This is a genomic window from Geojedonia litorea, from assembly GCF_042654525.1.
GTDB classification, from domain to species: domain Bacteria; phylum Bacteroidota; class Bacteroidia; order Flavobacteriales; family Flavobacteriaceae; genus Geojedonia; species Geojedonia litorea.
This window is the reverse complement of sequence record NZ_JBHSGP010000008.1, coordinates 138,442-156,879: the sequence shown is the minus strand read 5'-3', so window position 1 is coordinate 156,879 and position 18,438 is coordinate 138,442. Positions and strand designations below refer to the sequence as shown.

General features: G+C 34.8%; 18 protein-coding genes. All 18 read right to left on the bottom strand.

What is annotated here, in order from left to right; all coding sequences use genetic code 11:
* Window positions 1-70 precede the first annotated feature (70 nt).
* Window positions 71-484, bottom strand: coding sequence for an HYC_CC_PP family protein (locus ACFO5O_RS05255; RefSeq protein ID WP_387961613.1), 414 nt, complete (start codon window positions 482-484; stop codon window positions 71-73).
* Window positions 485-545: 61 nt separating this feature from the next.
* Window positions 546-2,498: a heavy metal translocating P-type ATPase gene (locus ACFO5O_RS05250; protein WP_387961611.1), complete on the bottom strand. Its 1,953-nt coding sequence runs from the start codon at window positions 2,496-2,498 to the stop codon at window positions 546-548.
* A gap of 13 nt (window positions 2,499-2,511) precedes the next feature.
* On the bottom strand, window positions 2,512-2,718 hold the full coding sequence (locus ACFO5O_RS05245) for a GDCCVxC domain-containing (seleno)protein (protein WP_387961609.1): 207 nt from the start codon (window positions 2,716-2,718) through the stop codon (window positions 2,512-2,514).
* Window positions 2,718-3,311 (bottom strand): mercuric transport protein MerTP, encoded by a 594-nt coding sequence (merTP, locus tag ACFO5O_RS05240; RefSeq protein WP_387961607.1) that lies wholly within the window; start codon window positions 3,309-3,311, stop codon window positions 2,718-2,720. The genes ACFO5O_RS05245 and merTP overlap by 1 nt, the downstream gene beginning before the upstream one ends.
* A gap of 56 nt (window positions 3,312-3,367) precedes the next feature.
* A complete protein-coding gene (locus ACFO5O_RS05235) occupies window positions 3,368-3,781 on the bottom strand; it encodes a Fur family transcriptional regulator (RefSeq protein WP_387961605.1) in 414 nt (137 codons plus the stop codon).
* A 79-nt stretch (window positions 3,782-3,860) separates the two neighbouring features.
* Window positions 3,861-4,418 carry a DinB family protein gene (locus ACFO5O_RS05230; protein ID WP_387961603.1) on the bottom strand — a complete coding sequence of 186 codons (558 nt, stop codon included), beginning with the start codon at window positions 4,416-4,418 and terminating at the stop codon, window positions 3,861-3,863.
* A 10-nt stretch (window positions 4,419-4,428) separates the two neighbouring features.
* Window positions 4,429-5,841, bottom strand: a complete 1,413-nt coding sequence (locus tag ACFO5O_RS05225; RefSeq protein WP_387961601.1) for a pyridoxal phosphate-dependent decarboxylase family protein — start codon at window positions 5,839-5,841, stop codon at window positions 4,429-4,431.
* Window positions 5,842-5,978: 137 nt separating this feature from the next.
* Window positions 5,979-6,431, bottom strand: coding sequence for a DoxX family protein (locus tag ACFO5O_RS05220; protein ID WP_387961599.1), 453 nt, complete (start codon window positions 6,429-6,431; stop codon window positions 5,979-5,981).
* Between the two features lie 48 nt (window positions 6,432-6,479).
* Window positions 6,480-6,947 (bottom strand): DUF1203 domain-containing protein, encoded by a 468-nt coding sequence (locus ACFO5O_RS05215; RefSeq protein ID WP_387961597.1) that lies wholly within the window; start codon window positions 6,945-6,947, stop codon window positions 6,480-6,482.
* Window positions 6,948-7,200: 253 nt separating this feature from the next.
* Complete coding sequence (locus tag ACFO5O_RS05210) at window positions 7,201-8,025, bottom strand: GNAT family N-acetyltransferase (RefSeq protein WP_387961596.1); 825 nt, start codon at window positions 8,023-8,025, stop codon at window positions 7,201-7,203.
* Window positions 8,026-8,189: 164 nt separating this feature from the next.
* Complete coding sequence (locus ACFO5O_RS05205; RefSeq protein WP_387961594.1) at window positions 8,190-8,870, bottom strand: porin family protein; 681 nt, start codon at window positions 8,868-8,870, stop codon at window positions 8,190-8,192.
* A 119-nt stretch (window positions 8,871-8,989) separates the two neighbouring features.
* On the bottom strand, window positions 8,990-9,202 hold the full coding sequence (locus ACFO5O_RS05200; protein WP_387961592.1) for a heavy-metal-associated domain-containing protein: 213 nt from the start codon (window positions 9,200-9,202) through the stop codon (window positions 8,990-8,992).
* Between the two features lie 117 nt (window positions 9,203-9,319).
* A complete protein-coding gene (locus tag ACFO5O_RS05195; RefSeq protein WP_387961591.1) occupies window positions 9,320-10,660 on the bottom strand; it encodes a TolC family protein in 1,341 nt (446 codons plus the stop codon).
* A gap of 10 nt (window positions 10,661-10,670) precedes the next feature.
* A complete protein-coding gene (locus tag ACFO5O_RS05190) occupies window positions 10,671-13,772 on the bottom strand; it encodes an efflux RND transporter permease subunit (protein ID WP_387961589.1) in 3,102 nt (1,033 codons plus the stop codon).
* Between the two features lie 11 nt (window positions 13,773-13,783).
* Window positions 13,784-14,854, bottom strand: a complete 1,071-nt coding sequence (locus ACFO5O_RS05185) for an efflux RND transporter periplasmic adaptor subunit (protein WP_387961587.1) — start codon at window positions 14,852-14,854, stop codon at window positions 13,784-13,786.
* Between the two features lie 163 nt (window positions 14,855-15,017).
* Window positions 15,018-15,584, bottom strand: coding sequence for a helix-turn-helix domain-containing protein (locus tag ACFO5O_RS05180; RefSeq protein WP_387961907.1), 567 nt, complete (start codon window positions 15,582-15,584; stop codon window positions 15,018-15,020).
* Between the two features lie 71 nt (window positions 15,585-15,655).
* The gene (locus tag ACFO5O_RS05175) at window positions 15,656-15,919 is read right to left on the bottom strand and encodes a heavy-metal-associated domain-containing protein (RefSeq protein WP_387961585.1); all 264 of its coding nucleotides are present in this window, start codon (window positions 15,917-15,919) and stop codon (window positions 15,656-15,658) included.
* Window positions 15,920-16,008: 89 nt separating this feature from the next.
* Entirely contained in the window at window positions 16,009-18,426 is a 2,418-nt protein-coding gene (locus ACFO5O_RS05170; protein WP_387961582.1) for a heavy metal translocating P-type ATPase, read from the bottom strand.
* Between the last annotated feature and the right edge of the window lie 12 nt (window positions 18,427-18,438).

Genomic DNA, 18,438 nt, shown 5'->3' with positions numbered 1-18,438 from the left:
TTTAAACCATCGTAAACAACAAATTATCCTAATGAAATATCATAGGACACTTGAATCTAATGTTTAAAAATCAAATTAAATAAGTCTCGTCAAGCTGATAGATCCGCCTTATGACCAGTGGTGGGCGGTACTCTTCGTAGGAAGATATATTTTTGTCTATTCCCTCAAAACCATTGATGTAGGAATAAACTAATGAGCTTATGAAAATATATTGCTCTAATGAAATTTTGTCTAGTTGTAATTGTAGTTCATCTTGACCTTCAATGGCTAACTGCTCATTTTCACAACAACTTTCTTTAGCCTTTGAACAATTTTCAGTAGATGGTTTTTGCATGTCCATACCACAACCTTTAGCCTTTCGAATCACAGTAGTCTCAACTAAAGTATCGCCACAATAATGCATATTAATAGTAAATGACATGGTAGAGACTAACACCACTACAGCCATTACAATAGACATTATTTTATGCAAAAATTGTTTCATTCTAATTGCGAAGTTACGAAATTTCAACAAACACCTATTTAATTAACAGAAATTTAATGATTTAATCCCATCTCATTTTTTGAAGTCTTACCGCATTGAGAATTGCCAATAGTGCCACTCCAACATCTGCAAAAACCGCTTCCCACATGGTTGCCAGACCACCTGCTCCTAAAATAAGTACCATCAATTTAACGCCAAAAGCTAAAATAATATTTTGCCATACAATCTTGCGAGTGGAACGACTTATTTGAATCGCTTTTACCACTTTTGAAGGTTGGTCTGTTTGGATGATTACATCTGCTGTTTCAATGGCAACATCACTGCCTAGACCTCCCATTGCTATACCCACATCACTTGCTGCCAACACTGGAGCATCGTTGATGCCATCGCCAATGAATGCAATTTTGTTATCGGGATTTTTCTTTAATGCTTCAACTTCATTTAATTTATCTTCAGGCAGCAACCCACCTTTAGCTTTTTCAATGTTCAATTCTTTTGCTACTTGTTGTGTAATGGATTCTTTATCACCCGAAAGCATCATTATATTTTTAATTCCTACTTTATGTAATGCTGTAATGGTATCTGTGGCATCTTCCTTTAATTCGTCGGCTATTACAACATAACCTGCAAATTTTCCATCAATTGCGACTAATACGATGGATTCTACAATGGATTCTGTTTCTGTTGGTACATGTATGTTATTGGCCGTCATAAGGTTTTTGTTACCAACCAAAACCATCTTACCATTTACTATACCTTTTAACCCTTTTCCCGCAATTTCATAAACTTCCTTTGCTTCAAAATCTTCTCCATCTTCTTTGTATTCCATGATGGCTTTTGCAATAGGATGTGTGGATTGTTCTTCCATTGCCATAAGATATTTCATAAATTCAGATTCTTGCCATCCAATAGCCTTGATTTCCTTGATTTTGAAGACACCTTTGGTAACAGTTCCTGTTTTGTCCATAACCAAGGTATTTATTTTAGTCATGGCATCTAAAAATGAAGCTCCTTTGAATAATATGCCGTTTTTTGAAGCGGCTCCCAATCCACCGAAATAACCCAACGGTATTGATATCACCAACGCACAAGGACAAGAAATAACTAAAAATATCAATGCACGATACAACCAATCCCTAAACACATAATCATCTACGAAAAAGTAGGGTAACAAGGTCACACCTATTGCTAAAAACACTACTATGGGTGTGTAGATACGGGCAAATTTCCTAATAAATAATTCTGTTTTCGATTTACGTGCAGTGGCATTCTGTACCATATCGAGAATGCGGGCAATGGAACTATCCTTAAATTCTTTAGTGGCTTCAATTTCTATAACACCATCCATATTAATACTGCCTGCAAAGACTTTTTCACCTTTAGCGATGGTGTCGGGTTTACTTTCGCCTGTTAATGCTGCGATATTGAAAGAGCCTTTTTCGGAAAGTAAAATACCGTCTAAAGGCACTTTTTCTCCAACACGAACCTGAACTTTGTCGCCAATTTCAACCGTTTCAGGGTTTACAGATACATAATTGTTGTTACGATTTACCAGAGCTTCCTTTGGTCTGACATCCAACAAAGCTTTTATGTTTCCTTTAGCGCTATTTACTGCTGCGTTTTGGAATAATTCCCCAACTGCGTAGAATAACATGACTGCAACACCTTCTTGATATTCGCCAATGACAAAAGCACCAATCGTAGCAATGGACATTAAGAAAAACTCCGTAAACACATCCCCTTTTTTGATGCTTTTCCACCCTTCCTTTACTACTGGAAGCCCTACTGGGACATAGGCAACCCCATACCAAATCAATCGAACCCAATCCCTGAAAAAAGCAACATCAAAATAGTCTAAAGCAATGCCAATAATTAGCATTGTTAAACTTATGATTGCAGGAATATAGGCTTTAATCTTGTTTGAATCAACACCATGGTCATGACCATCATTGTGGCTATGTTGCTCATCAAAATTTGGCTTTAAATCTCTTAAATTAACTTTCTTCTTTTTCATTAATCTAGGCAGATTAACAACAGCTTTTGCTTTGCTGGATGGGTGGACAAGGCACTGTACCATAAGAGCAATACACACAACAATCACCTTCATTTGGTTTCAAAACCGTTTTGCACTTCTCACATTCATAGAAAAATTGACAAGCATTTGTTGGCATCTCTTCAACTTTTTTGTGTCCGCAGTTCGAACAGGTGATTTCTGATTTTAATTGAACTTCCATTAATGTTCTATTTTGTTGATTATTTTATAACCCGTGGCCTTAATTGCTTTTTCAATTTCTGTGGCGTTGGTTTTGGTTTTGTCAAACTCAACAATGGCATTTCCGTTTTCATAAGAAGCTTTTGAATCTACAATACCATTAAGTTTATTAATTTCGTGATTCACATGCGCTTCGCAACTTGAACATGTCATTCCTTCTATTTTAAACTCAATCGACTTCACATCTGATTTGTCAACTATAACTAATTGTTTTTCAGTGCTAGGGTAAAAAACTTTTGAATAGTATGGAAAAGCCAGCATCACAAGTGCAAATACCGTTACAATTCCTAAAAATCTTTTGGATTGAATGAATTTTGTTTTGTCGTCTGTTTCACATTCACAGTCAATTGCTTTAGACGGCTTTAGCTTTTGATACCATGCAACTCCTAGAATGAAAATTGTTAGTCCAATTAGATATGGTCTAAAAGGCTCTATCCAAGAAAAGGTAGAAGCCATACCACTGGTACCAGCCACTAATGCCAATACAGGTGTAATGCAACATAATGACGCAGTGATAGCAGAGAACATACTTATGCCTATAATCTTATTTTTCATTATTTATTAGTTTTATACAAAAATGCAATAAAATGAAATGCAATGGAAGTGCATTTTCAACTACTACATTTATCACAAATTCCTTTCACCACCAAGTTAACGTTTTCTGAAACATAACCATCTGGCACTTTTATTTGAGGAATTTTATGATCAGTTAAACACACGGTCTCGTTACAATTAGTACAATGAAAATGTAAATGCAAATCGGTTTTAATATCACATTTACAGCCTTCTTCGCAAAGTGCATATTTAGTTATCCCTGTACCATCATTGATTTGATGGACAATTACTTTGTCTTCAAAAGTTTTTATGGTTCTGTACAATGTGGTTCTATCTGCTTTATGAAAAGCATTTTCAATATCTGTCAAGGCTACTGCAACCTCTTTTTCAGCAAGGAACTTATAAATTAGCAAGCGCATTGCTGTAATACGAATACCTTTAGATTCGAATAATTTTTCTGTTTCGTTCATGTTTCGTTATTAGCGTTTATGTCCTACTCGTTTCTCAATTTTGTGTTGAAGGACCATAATTATATTACAGATTTATGTTTTACGCGGCTTCACATTTTTTAGAATCTAATATTCTTAACGCTCGACGAGTGTATTTCTCATTATAATACACCAAGAATCTAAAGGTATCTCCTAGTTTAAATTTAATACACCTTGAGAAACTGACGGCCGTTTTTGTTTTATTTAAGTTTACTCTATTTGCATCTTCCAATAACCAAATAATCTCATACTGATCCATAATAAATTCCTCTAAAATTTTTTTACTCAAAATATTTCCCTTGGGATTCATGGTTTTTGGTATTTCTATTTTAAATTTAGTCGATTGGAGTAAGTTCACGTAGTAATTTCCTATCATACCCGTTTCAAAAATTGGATTTGCAGGCTTTAAACGTTTGTTAATACCATACTTTAATTCATGTAAATAAAAATTATTGAACAAGTTTAAATGCGCTATGCCCTCTAAAGCAGTCCATCGATTTGATTCTATACGCCAATTTAATTCTTCCATGGTGTTTTGAAGCATTAGTTTCACGTTTTCGATATTTTGATAGGTTAATTCTATTAACTCTAATATCAATTTGTCTGCATGTATTCTCATTTCTTTTTGTTTATGTGTTAGCACTATTTAAGTCACACATCTTAATAGCCAATTCAAAAGAATTAACCGAACGTGTAATATCTTCAGCTGTTGTTGCCCACGAACATACACTTACCCGGATTACTTTAGTAGTAAACCAAACAGAACCACCCGCCCAACATGTTCTTAATTCCTGTACATTCTTTAAAACGCTTTCCGTAATAGCATCTGTATCACCTCTGACTATTACCTGATTAAAAACCACATCATTTTCAACCGTAAAACCCTCGATCGTTTTTAGTTCGGCAGCAAATTGTTTCGCCCTTTTGTGCATATTCAAAATCATATCATCTATCCCCTGTTTACCTAAATATTTAAGAATAGCCCATAATTCGATGACTCTTGCTCTTCTGGACATTTCGGGCGTATAAAACATTCCGTCACGCTGGGTACTTTGAACAATATAACTTCCTGCCATATGTAGTGCTGCTGTCAGAGCTTCACTATCGTTACACATAACAATACCACAATCATAAGGCGTGTTTAATGTTTTATGACCGTCAACCGCCCAAGAATTAGCATTTTCTATCCCATTAGTAAGATGTTTTAATTTGCTAACGGTTGCGGCCCACAACCCAAAAGCGCCATCAATATGCACCCATGCTCCTGCTGTTTGAGCTTTGTCACAAATTGTGGCAAAATCATCAAAAGCTCCACTATTTACATTTCCTGCTTGCAAAATTAATATCGTATTACTATCTAATTCAGGAATATCATTGGCTCTAATTCTACCTTGGTTATCAACCTCTACCCACTCAATTGTATCGTGACCCAAACCAAGTATACTTATAGCCTTTAAAACGGTTGAATGTGCTTGTTTACCCGTCACAATTCTTATTTTGGGCGCATTATATAATCCTTGTTTATTAATATCCCAATTTTGACGTTTTAAAATCCTATAACGTGCAGCTGCTAAACCACATAAGTTAGCTGAAGAAGTACCACTTACAAATCCAGCACAAGTTCCTTTAGGAAGATTAAATAAATCAACCAACCATTTCTCTACAACAGTTTCTAATTTAGAGCCAATAGGAGACAATACTTGCATTGCTGGAGCTTGATCCCAATACGTTGCCAAATGTTTTGAGGCCAAACCAACTGGCAATGCGCTTCCTGTAACAAAACCAAAATACCTTCCTCCAAGTGTGGCAACTGTTGCTGGTCTACCATAGGCATTTAATTGACTCAATACCACTTCTGCATTAGTTGATTTTGAAGGTAAATCTTCATCAAAAATTGATAGATTATCTAATGCTTCTTGAGAAGGAAACACGTTTCTGTTAAGAACTTCATCTATATACTCAAAAGCATATTGTTGTGCCCTATAAAAAACAGTCTTATCCTTTACTTCTTTAAACATTTGGTTTTGAATATCTGTTTTCATATCTATAGTATTTAAATATTTACCTTTGAGCTTATTATATTTCTTTTTTTCCTATCAACACTTTCGCAAGAATAACTAAGAATATCTATGTTGTGGGCAGCTTTCATTTCACTTTTAATATAATTTTCATAGCACCCTTATTTTTTAATAGCACTACAATAGACCCACCCAATAAACAGCAATTGTAGCGGAATTCTAAACCATAAATAATCTAAACCATGACCATCAAAAATTCCTGTTTGATAATTTAAGTGTTGTATTGAGGCGTTGATATTGGCAGGAAGCATGAGAATAAAAAAAATAATCAATAGCCATGCTGTCACTTTTCTGAAGGCTGGTATTTGAAGCCCAATCGCTCCAAATATTTCTAATACTCCCGTGATGTAAACGAGTTCTATTTTGTAAGGAATTCCATCTGGAATCATCATGGCCATACCATCGGTATACAAAAAGTGCCCTAATGCCGTGAAAATGAGCATTACTGACATACCTATTCTGGCTGATTGAGAATGTTTTTTAGTCCCTTTAATTAACTTTAAAGCAATGAAAATAAGCAGTGAAGCCGCTAGTAAAACAATTAATGGTTTCATTTTTTCTAGCTAATTGGTTAATATTATTTTTAAAATTTCATTTTAATTCTATACCCTTCTTACTTCACAATTATAACAACCAGGACTAGCATTATGAATATGAATGTATTCAATAAGTGGATTATCAAAAATTTGTTCAATTATAGTTTGTGAATCTATTCCATTTTCGGTTTTCGCGACCTTCATAATACCATCTTTATTGTAACCTCTAAATGACAACAGTCTATGCTTCAGCATCGTTGGAATTTCATTATAGCGAAGCACTTTAGTTTCAAGACCTTTACGAACAAAAATAGGACCTACTGCTTTATATGGAGAATTTGCTTTATGAAATTCATATGACACTAAAATTACCTCTTCCCCAATTTCAGCATCTTCTAGGCTTACTCGACACGGGTATCCGGGTTTTTCATCAACAAACATTCGTTTAGCGCCCAGGCTTCCCAATTCCATATCCGATTTCTCAAATAATTGAACAAACTCAAGATGATTTAAAGCTTTGATAATGAATCTCATTTTGGTTTAGATTTAGTTAATTATTAAAATATCATTTGCGAAATTTGGTGGCATTACATCTCTCCACTCTCAACCCTCTGTCAATAAGTAAACTATCACTTCGGGAATCCTACTATTTCTAATTGCAATAGAATGAATTCATCTCAAAAATAGAGATTCGGCCTAATAATTATATTGTACTATTGCACCTAATAGTTCTATAATTTTAATCCAGAATTATCAACTAAAAATAATTCTAATCGAAATACTTTAACTATATCATTATCAACTCCATTTCAAATTGATTGATTGTGTTAATCAATCCAAATGCTTTGACTTTCTCAATTTTAGCAGTCAATTGATCGTCAACATTATTAATTTTTACCGTACTCGAAATATTTTTTAATGCTGAAAACAATCGCTCCCAAGTACCCTGCTGTTCTAATAATACGTCTAACTGTGCAATATAGCCATTCTCAACATTTATTATGAATACCGACTCCATCTGATGATGATGCACAATTTGAAAGCATTTAAATGGTCCGCGACTTAGTGTTCCTATTTGATTTTCGTATGAATACAAACTCTGATTCACTACAGGATTAATTTTATAATCGTGGATATTTACTTCTTTCAATTCATAAGGTGGCTCATTAGTAATATTAATCTCCCCACTAAAGCAATTAAAACCTCTAACAACAGTATATCCAATGCTCTTATAAGCACGAATAGCGAACGTGTTTTCTTGAATGACCTCTAATTTACATTTGGTAACTCCAAATTGTTTAAGCTTTGGCAAGGCCACCTCATAAATTTGTTGTGTTATTTTTTTTCCTCTGTATTGAGGTATAACACCAGTGGCTAAATTAAAGGCTATTAAATCATGCTCTCTATAATCTATTCCGTGAAGAATGAATCCGACTAACGTATCGTTGTCGAACATACCAAAGGAAAGATCGTAGTTCACCTTTGCCATCTCCCAGCGGTTTTTAAAGAGGGCTTTGTCATTTGGAAACTTTACAAAATAGTTATCAAAGGAAACAAAAAAGCAATCCACAATAACGTCAAACGGTGTTGAACCTAAACTTTTAACTTGCATAGTTTATATCTTAAAATTAACATAGGTAAATTCTTTTTTATAAATCACAATTTCAAACTACTCCATTGGAAATAGGTATTTTAAATATATTAAAAATAACACGCCAAACACATTCTTTAAATAAGAAGCATTCAGCGTGTTAAAACTAACTAACTAATTAACAACTAAAACTTATATCCAATGGAGAATAATACGCCTTTACTTTTTATTTTTCCCAAATAATTCCCATCCTCTGATGAATCATTAGAATCATCTAAATCCGTAAGACCTAAATTATATCGCGCTTGAAAAAACATTTTATTTTTAAGCTCATATCCTAAACCGAAGTTTAAACTAAAGTTGAATGATTTTATATCATCTTTAATGTTTTGTTTTCCGGCATCACTTGTGATTTCACCATCTTCATCGATGTAGTAATCGTATTCACTTTTTGCGCTTACAACATACCCAAGTTGTGGACCTACTTCTAAACTAAACTTGTCTATGACATAATATTTTGCGGATACAGGTAGATTAATAAACCCAAGTTTTACGTCTTCTTTTGCCCTAAGTTCAAAATCACCTTCGCTACTACTTTCAGAATAGTTTAGTCTAAACTTCCCACCTTCCAAACTGTATACTAATTCAGGTTGAATCGAAAATTTATTCGAAACTTTAAATTCAACTAAACCTCCTACATGGAATCCTGACTGATTATTCACTTGGCCAAATTCGGTCGATAAATTTGATAAATTGTATCCTGCTTTAACCCCATATTCGGTGCTTTGGGCAGAAATAGATTGCAATCCACTTAATAAGGTTAAGAATAAGATCACTGCATTAATTTTAATATGACTTCTTTTCATAATTTTTTTATTGATTACTGTTCGTTTTAATTGATGTTGCAAATTTGCAATATGTAGATTTCAAAAAAATTAATCTAGATTAAGAAATTGAAACACGACCTATTTTTTTTGCTTCTTGATTATGATATTTTTTCTGCGGTATAACCTGCTTCGTTGACTATTGAAATAATCTCATTTTCATCTAATTCGCTTGATGACACAGTTAATGTTTTTTTAAGAGTAAAAAGATCTACTTCCCAATTTCCTTTTCCTAATTTTTCATCCAGAGTTGGTGTTGCTTTTGAAATACATCCACTACATTTAATATTTGTTTTAAATTTTAATGTTTCCATTTTATTCTAATTTTATAATTACATCATTTCATTAATAAGAACAAATTTACTGCTAGAAGTACAAGTAAGTATTGCACTATTTTGGCTGTTATTAATAAAATTTATTGTTCTAAATGTTTAAAAATTAAGTTGACCTAAGGCTCTTTGAAGTTCGGTTTTACTCATTTTAAGATTGTAAATGGCTTGTAAATAAGTAATCTGCGACGAAGTAAGGGCAAGTTCAGCGTCGGTTACTTCCAGTTTGGAGCCAATCCCGTTATTGTATCGCTGGTTATTCATCGCATAATTGACTTCAGCAGCTTCCACGGTTCTTTTTTGAGTTTCGTACTGTAGCTTGGCATTGTTCCAGTTGTTCATGATCGTAGCGAGTTCTAACCTTACCTTGTCATGCATATCATTCATTTTAATCTTTTCTTGTTCCAATTTTAATTGGCTTTGTTTCACTTTAGAAGTTGTTTTACCACCAGATAAAATCGGAATTGAAAAATTGATTCCTATAAATGTGGTGTTATGCCATGTTTGGTTTTTGAAGTTTTCATCATCCAATTGAGATTGCAACTGGTATTGTCCAATTAAAGATATTTCAGGAGATCGTATGGCCTTTTCTGCAGCTAATCTTCTTTCTTCAAGTTCAATAACCAATTTCTGAATTTCAAGGTCGTGTCGCTTTAAATCTTCAATTGAAATCGATTCATCAAATACGTCAAGCTCATCACTATTATCATTTAAAGACAAACTATCCACAAGTTCTAAATCTTCGTTTTCATCGACGCCAATCAATTGTTTTAACTGGGTTTTAGTAATCGCAATAGTGCTTAATTGAAAGGCTACAGAAGTTTTTAAGTTTTCAACAGCGATATAGCTTCTCAAAGAATCTGTCTTTAAGCCTTTGCCTTGTAAAAAAAGTGACTTGGCATCTTTAAGTGCTTTTTCATTCCGTTGAAGACTTTTCTGTAATAACACTAATTGATTTTGTGTCAATAGTACCTGATAGTAGGTTTTTGTGACTTCATGAATCAATCGACTTTCTAAATCACCCGATTTTTCCTTTTCAATTTGCTCTTCTATTAAGGAAGCTTTGATTTCCTGATTGGATTTCATTGAAAAAAGAGTTTGGTTGAAAGTTACACTACTGTTATACTGGTACAACCCGCCAACGCTAACTTCCTGAACTTCTTTATCTGTACCTGCAAAACTGCCAGGAAGAAAAATAATTTGTCTATCAAAATACCTAGAGATATTTCCATTGAAAGCAACGTTAGGCAACCATGCGCTTTTGGCTTGTTTTACGGCTTGTTTTACGCGCAGTTCTTCAAGGTTTTGAATCTTTAATGCTTTATTCCCTTGAGATGCTAATGCAATGGCTTCCTCTAAACTAATTACTTTTTGAGCCATTACGTTTATACCTGATGTAAAAACCAACAGGATAACCACTAATTTTAAAATATGTGTTTTCATTGTTAAAGTTTTAATATTCATTACGAATCTCTAGTGAAGGGCGTTCTTCTTCTACAATTTCAGCAGTAGCCTTTGCACTGGATAAATAAGAGTACACTGCTGGAATGATAAAAAGTGTTAGAATACCAGCAAAAATCAACCCTCCAGCAATGACGATGCCTAATGACTGACGACTGTTAAAAGTCATTGCAATTGGTAATGCGCCAAATATCATGGCTAAAGACGTCATTAAAATTGGTCTAAAACGTTGTACTGCAGCTTGTGTAGCCGCTTCAAATTTTGAAAGTCCTTTGGCTTTTAAATCGTTGGCGAATTCCACAATTAGAATTCCATTTTTAGTGATTAGTCCAACAAGTGTAATAATGCCAATTTGACTGAATACATTTAAACTTTGACCAAAGAAATACAGACTCAATATAGCGCCAGTAACAGCCATCGGAACTGTAAGCATGATAATAAGTGGATCTCGTAAGCTTTCAAATTGCGCAGCAAGAATCATGTAAATGATGATGAGTGCTAATAACAAGGTGAACAGAATATTTCCTTGACTTTCTTCATAATCCCTTGCTTGACCTGCTAGACTTGATTTAAAGTTGTCTCCTAAAACCTCGCGCTTTATGTTTTGCATTTCCTTAATGCCTTCTTCCAAACTAACACCTGGAGCAAGACCTGCGGAAATTGTTGCCGATGTATATTGATCGTAGCGATAAATGGCTGCAGGACTAATCCCTTCTTCCATAGTCACTAAATTGTCTGAAGAAATCATTTGTCCGTTAGAAGAACGCACGTTGATGGAGCGCAAATCACTGATATCATTTCGTTGCAGTTTTTCAACTTGTCCAATCACTTCATATTGTCTATCGTTACGTAAGAAATAACCATAGCGCTGTCCAGATAATGATAATTGTAATGCTCGAGACACCTCTTGAATAGAGACTCCCATTAGGGCTGCTTTTTGTCTGTCTACATTGATTTTTACTTCAGGTTTATTCATCTTTAAATCAGAGTCCACAAACATCAATTTCGGACTTTGACGTGCCGCTTGTAAAAATTTTGGAAGTACTTTATTTAAGCTATCCAAACTTTGTGTTTGCAACACAAATTGAACAGGCATGCCTCCTCCATATCGCGTACCTATAGTTGGTGGCATGTATGGAAATAGTAAGAAATCCCTAAAGTTACCCGAAGCTGCACCATATTGATTGTATAAATCCTGCGCTGACATTTTTCGGTCTTTAGGATCATTCAAATAAATACTTTGTACAGCAACATTAACTGGTGCAGGTGCTGGAATAAATGAAATGGCTACCATAGAATATGTTTGGTACAATCCATCAGTAGATTCATTCACATACTTCCCAACCTCTGTCATTCCTTTTTTCATATAGTCAAAAGAAACGCCTTCAGGTGCAACCGCAATTAAACTTATGTTTGAACGGTCTTCAACTGGAGCCAATTCAGAAGGCAATGTTTTACCCACCACAAAAATCAATCCTCCAGCTACTACCAAGAACACCCAAGCCATCCAACGTTTTTTCATAAAGGCCGTTAGCAATCTTTCATAACCATTGTTTAGTTTGATAAAAAACGGTTCTGTTGTGCGATAAAGCCAATTTGGTTGGTCTTGCTTTTTTAATAAATAAGCACTCAACATAGGCGACAAGGTTAAGGCCACAAATGCTGAAACCAATACAGATCCTGACACGACAATGGCGAACTCCTTAAATAACTGACCACTAATGCCTCCCATAAAAATGATAGGCATAAATACAGCAGCAAGTGTTATGGTTGTTGATATTACCGCAAAATAGATTTCCTTTGAACCTTTAAATGCCGCTTGAATTGGTGTCATGCCTTCTTCCACCTTTTTATAGATGTTTTCTAGTACCACAATCGCATCATCTACCACCAAACCAATGGCAAGTACCAAGCCTAACAGAGTAAGAACGTTTATAGAGAATCCAGCCAAATACATGATAAAAAAGGCTGAAAGAATGGAAACAGGAATGGCCAACACAGGAATAATGGTTGAACGCCAATCTCTTAAGAATAAGAATATGATGAGCACTACCAGACCAAAGGCAATAAATAATGTTTCTTCAACTTCTTTAATAGACTCTCTAACAGGTTTTGTAAAGTCAAACCCTACAATTAATCGGTATTCTTTGGGAACTTCTTGTCGTAATTGATCAAGTCGTTTGTAAAACTCGTCCACCACTTCAATGGCATTGGCGCCTCTTTGAATTTGAATTGCAATGCCCACACCAACACGATTGGCATTATGAGTTCCATTAATGATAGCCGTACGCTCATTCATTTCACCTAACTCTGCGTAACCAATATCTTTCAGCTTAATGATGGTATTGGCATCCTGCTTAATAATCATGTTATTAAACTCTTCTGCTGTTGTTAAGCGTCCAATAGAACGCACACTCAATTCATTATTATCACCTTCTATTCTTCCAGAAGGCAAATCGATGTTTTCTCTTAACAAAGCTAGCCTGATATCTTCTGGTGTAAGTTGTAATGCCGCCAATTTAATAGGGTCAAAACGTAGTCTCATTGCGTATTTATGCTCACCAACAACCGCAACTCTATTAACTCCAGGTATGGATTGCATACGGTCTTTGATGGTTGTTGAAGCTAAATGACTGACTTCTTTAATATCTTTTGTATCACTTTCTACTTCTAGAAAAGCCACCAAATTATCTGGTGACGATGCCTTTTCCACTATTGGAGGATCGACATCGGCAGGAATTTGATTTTTAGATTTCGATACCTTATCTCGAACGTCATTTAAGGCATCTTCCAAATCAATATCTCTATTAAATTCTATAGTTATGATACTTACTTGCTCTCTCGATTCAGATGAAATGGTTCGCAGTCCATTGGCTTCTGCAATTGACTCTTCCATGGGTTTCGTGATTTTGGAAGCAATTACGTCTGGACTTGCGCCAGGATAAAAGGTCACGACTGAAATGACAGGAGGTTCGGTTAAAGGAAACTCTCTAACCCCTAAATTCATCCAGCCTACAATACCCATGATGACAATTAAGGCGGAAAACACCCCTGCCAAAACGGGTTTTTTTATACTTATTGATGGTAAACTCATGATCTTATGTTTTAATTTGATTCTGTAACCTCAACAACAGGAGTCCCATCACCTAATCGCATGATATTTGATATGATAACCTTATCGCCATCATTGATTCCTGAAAGAATGGTAACTTCATTTTCAGTTCTGTTGCTAATGGTCACAGCTGTAATTTTTGCTCTATCTTCTTGTAGTAAAAACACACTGTACCCTTGTTCACTTGGAATCAAAGCTTGTGAAGGGATTGTAATACCTTTAGTGCCTTCGTTAAGTGTTGAGAAGTTGATTTTTGCAGACATGCCTCCTTTAAATTCATTTTTAGAATTATCGGCAATCGCCTGAACCGTTAAACTTCTATTTTGATTATCCAAACCAGAATTGCCAGCAACAATTTTTGCTTCGTGCACTTCATTAGAAAGTTGTGTGGTAAATGAAACGGATTTACCTTTTTTCACCTGTATTAGATACTTTTCAGGTACTAAAAAGTTAAGCTTTACCTTCGATTGATCTTGAAGATTCACCAATTCAAGTCCTGGATATACATAAGCGCCTAAATCAACTTTAGAAATTCCAATGTTACCTGAAAATGGTGCTCTAATTTCAGTTTTACTAATCTGAAAGTTTAAAAATTCAACCTGTGCTAGAAGAGAATGTAATTTAGTTTCAATTTCGTCATATTCTTGCTGACGAATGGCTTCAGTTTTCAATAAACTCGCATAACGTTGCTCGTTTAATTGCGCTAATTTCAATTCTGCTTGAAGTTCCTTTTGTTTTGCTCTGATGTCGGCATCATTTAATTTATAAAGCAACTGACCTTTTGAAACATAATCACCATCTTTAAAAGCGATTTTAGTTATTTTTTGAGAGACTTCACTAACAATGGCCACCTCCTGAATTGGTATGATGGTGCCAACAAGAATTTCTTCTTGATTAAGTTCTAATTCTTTAGCTTCAATAACATCTACAGGTAGCTTATTAACTTCCATTGAGGTGCCGTTGGCCTCAGAATGTTCGCCATTACTTGTTGTACATGAAACTATAGCCATAGCTAAAATAGTGTACAAAAACATGGCTTTCCATGTGTTGATTTTTTGATACATAATATGTTGATTTAATGATTACTATTACATGTCAAAATTAGATGTGTACACTAGATTTTGTGTTGCACTTTTACACCTATTAGTTCTAAAATTTTATATGGTTTTTCAATGAAAAAAGGCACTTGAGTAGTGCCTTTAAAAAGTGTTTATGAATAAAAATAGGCTATAATTGATCTATAGCTTTGCGCTTGTTTTTCTTGATGGTTTTAAAATGCGAAGGGGTTAACCCTGTAACTTTTTTAAATTGCGTGGAAAGATGCTGCACGTTAGTATAGCCAAGCTTATAGGCTATTTCACTTAAGGTAAGTTCATTATAAACTAATAACTCTTTTGCTCGTTCTATTCTTTGAAGAATGATGTATTTTTCAATGGTTAAACCTTGAACTGATGAAAACATTGAACTTAAATGATTATAATCAACATTCAGTTTTTCACTAATGATACTAGAAATCTTTTGCTTAATATCTACAGTATCATAACTATGAATAAGTTCAATAATGATGTTTTTTATTTTTTCAACCAGCATGGCTTTACGATCGTCTATAATTTCAAAACCTTGTGATGCAAGTTGTGATTTAAGCATAATGAGTTGGTCTTCTGAAAGTTCTTCAAGCAAATCCAATTCTCCCAATTTTATATGTTCTGGAACGACATTAAGGCTGGTGAGCTCATTTTTTATCACCATAATACATCTTGGGCAAACCATGTTTTTTACTGACAGTTTCATAATAAACATCTTTACATTGTAATACAGTCACTACAATTCTAAGTGGTGTGAATTGCAGCATTTATGTTTTAGTTTTAGCAATGAACAAATTCCAATGGAAATTCATCAAATTGCAATAGAGTTAAATCGCTTTTAGCAATATCTGTAACATAATATCCGGCTTTCTCTACAGCAATTATGGCTTCAGCAGCCGACATTTCATCTGGCAACATAAGGTAGGCTTCTCCAGATATTGTACTAATAGATGTAGCACCTTCAATGGTGTGCAATGCTTTGTTTACGCGCATTTGGCAATGTGCACTTTGCATGTTTGGAATTTGTAGTTTTAACGTTTTCATTTGTTTAAGATTTTAATTTAACAATTAAGTAAAGTTGCTATTTATCAATGAATTAGCTGTTGCATTATTTTTGGATTATGTTATAAGATTTACTTTTTCAGTTTTAAGAGTAAACTATTTCCAACTACACTTACACTACTAAAAGCCATAGCAGCACCAGCAATCATTGGGTTGAGTAAAAATCCGTTGATTGGGTATAAAATACCAGCTGCAATTGGAATGCCAATAATATTGTAGATAAATGCCCAAAACAGGTTTTGACGAATTGCCGCAACGGTTTGTTTTGATAATTTGATGGCCATTGGGATTTTATTTAAGTCGGATGAAATGATAGTCATTTTTGCAACATCCATTGCGATATCGCTACCTTTACCCATAGCGATACTTACGTTAGCTTGTGCCAATGCAGCACTATCGTTAATACCATCACCCACCATGGCTACAATTTTACCCTTGCCTTGTAAATCTTTTACAAAAGCTGCTTTTTGTTCAGGCATCACTTCGGCTTGAAAATGTTCAATACCCGTTTGTAAAGCAATAGCTTTTGCTGTCGCCTCATTGTCTCCAGTAAGCATATACACATCAATACCTAATTGTTTAAGGTGTTTAATGGCTTCTAAAGAAGTTGCTTTAATTTTATCAGCAATAGCTAATACAGCCAAGGCTTCTTTTGAATTTGAAAACCAAATAACAGTTTTAGATTCGCTGCTCCATAGTGTTGCTTGTTCTTGTAACTCTTCAGAAATTTTGATAGCATGCTCATTCATAAGTTTTTGATTCCCTACATAATAGGTTTCAGAATTAAAGTTTGCTTTTGCACCACGACCGGTGATACTTTCAAACTCGGATATTTCCACCATAGTAACAGCGACTAAATGATTGATAACCGCTTCTGCTAGTGGGTGTTCAGATAGTTTTTCGATACTAAATAGAACTTCTTTGAAATTATCATCATTATGTAGCCAAACCATGTTGGTTACAACAGGTTTTCCTTCTGTAATGGTGCCTGTTTTATCTAACACGATGGCATTAACATTTTTGGTCAGTTCTAAACTTTCGGCATCTTTAATTAAAATTCCTTTTTCAGCACCTTTGCCAACGCCAACCATTATGGCAGTTGGTGTTGCTAAACCCAGCGCACAAGGACAAGCAATTACCAAAACAGTAACAAGTGCAATTAAACCTTGTGTAAAGCCATTTTCACCACCAAGAATCACCCAAGATGCAAAAGCGATTAGAGAAATACCAATAACGATAGGCACAAAAATACCTGCTATTTTATCCACCAATTTTTGAACGGGTGCTTTACTACCTTGGGCATCTTGCACCATTCTTATTATTTGAGCGAGCATTGTTTCTGCGCCCACTTTTTCTGCTTTAAATTGAAAGCCCCCTTTTTGGTTAATGGTTCCTGCAAACACCTTATCGTTTTCATTTTTAAAAACAGGCACAGGTTCTCCGCTCAACATGCTTTCATCAACATAGGAACTACCATGAATTACCATCCCATCAACCGCTATTTTTTCTCCTGGTTTTACTAAAATGATATCATCCTTCATCACCTTATCAATAGCTGTTTCAATATGTTCGCCGTCTGTATTTATAACAATAACCGATTTAGGTTGTAAACCCATCAACTTTTTAATGGCTGTTGATGTGTTACCTTTTGCTTTTTCTTCCAAAAGCTTTCCTAATAATATAAATGCTATGACAACCGCAGCAGTTTCAAAATACACATGCGCGTGTATACCTCTTGCATGCCAAAAATCAGCAAACAAGGTATTAAATACACTAAAAACATAAGCGACACCCGTACTTAAAGCCACCAAGGTATCCATATTGGTTGATCGATGTTTGGCTTGTTTATAAGCATTAATGTAAAAATCCTTACCAAACCATAAAATAACTGGTGTAGATAATACCCACATGATGTAATTAGCATAAGGCATATCCATAAAGAACATCCCGATGACAACTACAGGAATTGAAAAAAGTGTGGCATATATAGTGCGCCATTTTAGTTGATTGAACTTTTTCTCATGTAGGTCTTCTAAAGTTTGAGAGGTATTATCGTCCTTATCAATCAATAAATCATACCCAACAGATTGTACAGCTGTTTTTAAATCTTCAGCGGTGATGGTATTAGGTAGATATTCAACAGTGACGGATGCTGTTGCAAAGTTCACTGAAGTTTTTACTACGCCTTCTACATAACTTATTATGCTCTCTACACTAACGGCACAAGCAGCACAGGTCATATCCAAAACTGGAAAAGTGCTTTTTATGGTAGTCACGTTATAACCTAAATCGCGAATGGTTTGAACGGCTTCTGGTATTGCCGTAGCCATTTTAGAAGACTCAATTACAGCACGCTTGTTATTGATTTCAACTTTATGAGATTGAATATGTTTAACTTGATTTAAGCCTTTATCTACGATGAGCGCACAATGTTCGCTTTCCACACCTTCTAGTGGAATATACATTGGCTTTGTTGCTAAAGTTGTCATAAGTATTGTATT

Excerpts from the sequence above, each read along its gene's own strand:
- ACFO5O_RS05195 (WP_387961591.1), bottom strand. The coding sequence starts at position 10,660 with ATGAAAACACATATTTTAAAATTAGTGGTTATCCTGTTGGTTTTTACA.
- ACFO5O_RS05230 (WP_387961603.1), bottom strand. The coding sequence starts at position 4,418 with ATGAGAATACATGCAGACAAATTGATATTAGAGTTAATAGAATTAACC.
- ACFO5O_RS05190 (WP_387961589.1), bottom strand. The coding sequence starts at position 13,772 with ATGAGTTTACCATCAATAAGTATAAAAAAACCCGTTTTGGCAGGGGTG.
- ACFO5O_RS05170 (WP_387961582.1), bottom strand. The coding sequence starts at position 18,426 with ATGACAACTTTAGCAACAAAGCCAATGTATATTCCACTAGAAGGTGTG.
- ACFO5O_RS05210 (WP_387961596.1), bottom strand. The coding sequence starts at position 8,025 with ATGCAAGTTAAAAGTTTAGGTTCAACACCGTTTGACGTTATTGTGGAT.
- ACFO5O_RS05225 (WP_387961601.1), bottom strand. The coding sequence starts at position 5,841 with ATGAAAACAGATATTCAAAACCAAATGTTTAAAGAAGTAAAGGATAAG.
- ACFO5O_RS05245 (WP_387961609.1), bottom strand. The coding sequence starts at position 2,718 with ATGGAAGTTCAATTAAAATCAGAAATCACCTGTTCGAACTGCGGACAC.
- ACFO5O_RS05200 (WP_387961592.1), bottom strand. The coding sequence starts at position 9,202 with ATGGAAACATTAAAATTTAAAACAAATATTAAATGTAGTGGATGTATT.
- ACFO5O_RS05215 (WP_387961597.1), bottom strand. The coding sequence starts at position 6,947 with ATGAGATTCATTATCAAAGCTTTAAATCATCTTGAGTTTGTTCAATTA.
- ACFO5O_RS05205 (WP_387961594.1), bottom strand. The coding sequence starts at position 8,870 with ATGAAAAGAAGTCATATTAAAATTAATGCAGTGATCTTATTCTTAACC.
- ACFO5O_RS05220 (WP_387961599.1), bottom strand. The coding sequence starts at position 6,431 with ATGAAACCATTAATTGTTTTACTAGCGGCTTCACTGCTTATTTTCATT.
- ACFO5O_RS05175 (WP_387961585.1), bottom strand. The coding sequence starts at position 15,919 with ATGAAAACGTTAAAACTACAAATTCCAAACATGCAAAGTGCACATTGC.
- ACFO5O_RS05250 (WP_387961611.1), bottom strand. The coding sequence starts at position 2,498 with ATGAAAAAGAAGAAAGTTAATTTAAGAGATTTAAAGCCAAATTTTGAT.
- ACFO5O_RS05185 (WP_387961587.1), bottom strand. The coding sequence starts at position 14,854 with ATGTATCAAAAAATCAACACATGGAAAGCCATGTTTTTGTACACTATT.
- merTP (WP_387961607.1), bottom strand. The coding sequence starts at position 3,311 with ATGAAAAATAAGATTATAGGCATAAGTATGTTCTCTGCTATCACTGCG.
- ACFO5O_RS05235 (WP_387961605.1), bottom strand. The coding sequence starts at position 3,781 with ATGAACGAAACAGAAAAATTATTCGAATCTAAAGGTATTCGTATTACA.
- ACFO5O_RS05255 (WP_387961613.1), bottom strand. The coding sequence starts at position 484 with ATGAAACAATTTTTGCATAAAATAATGTCTATTGTAATGGCTGTAGTG.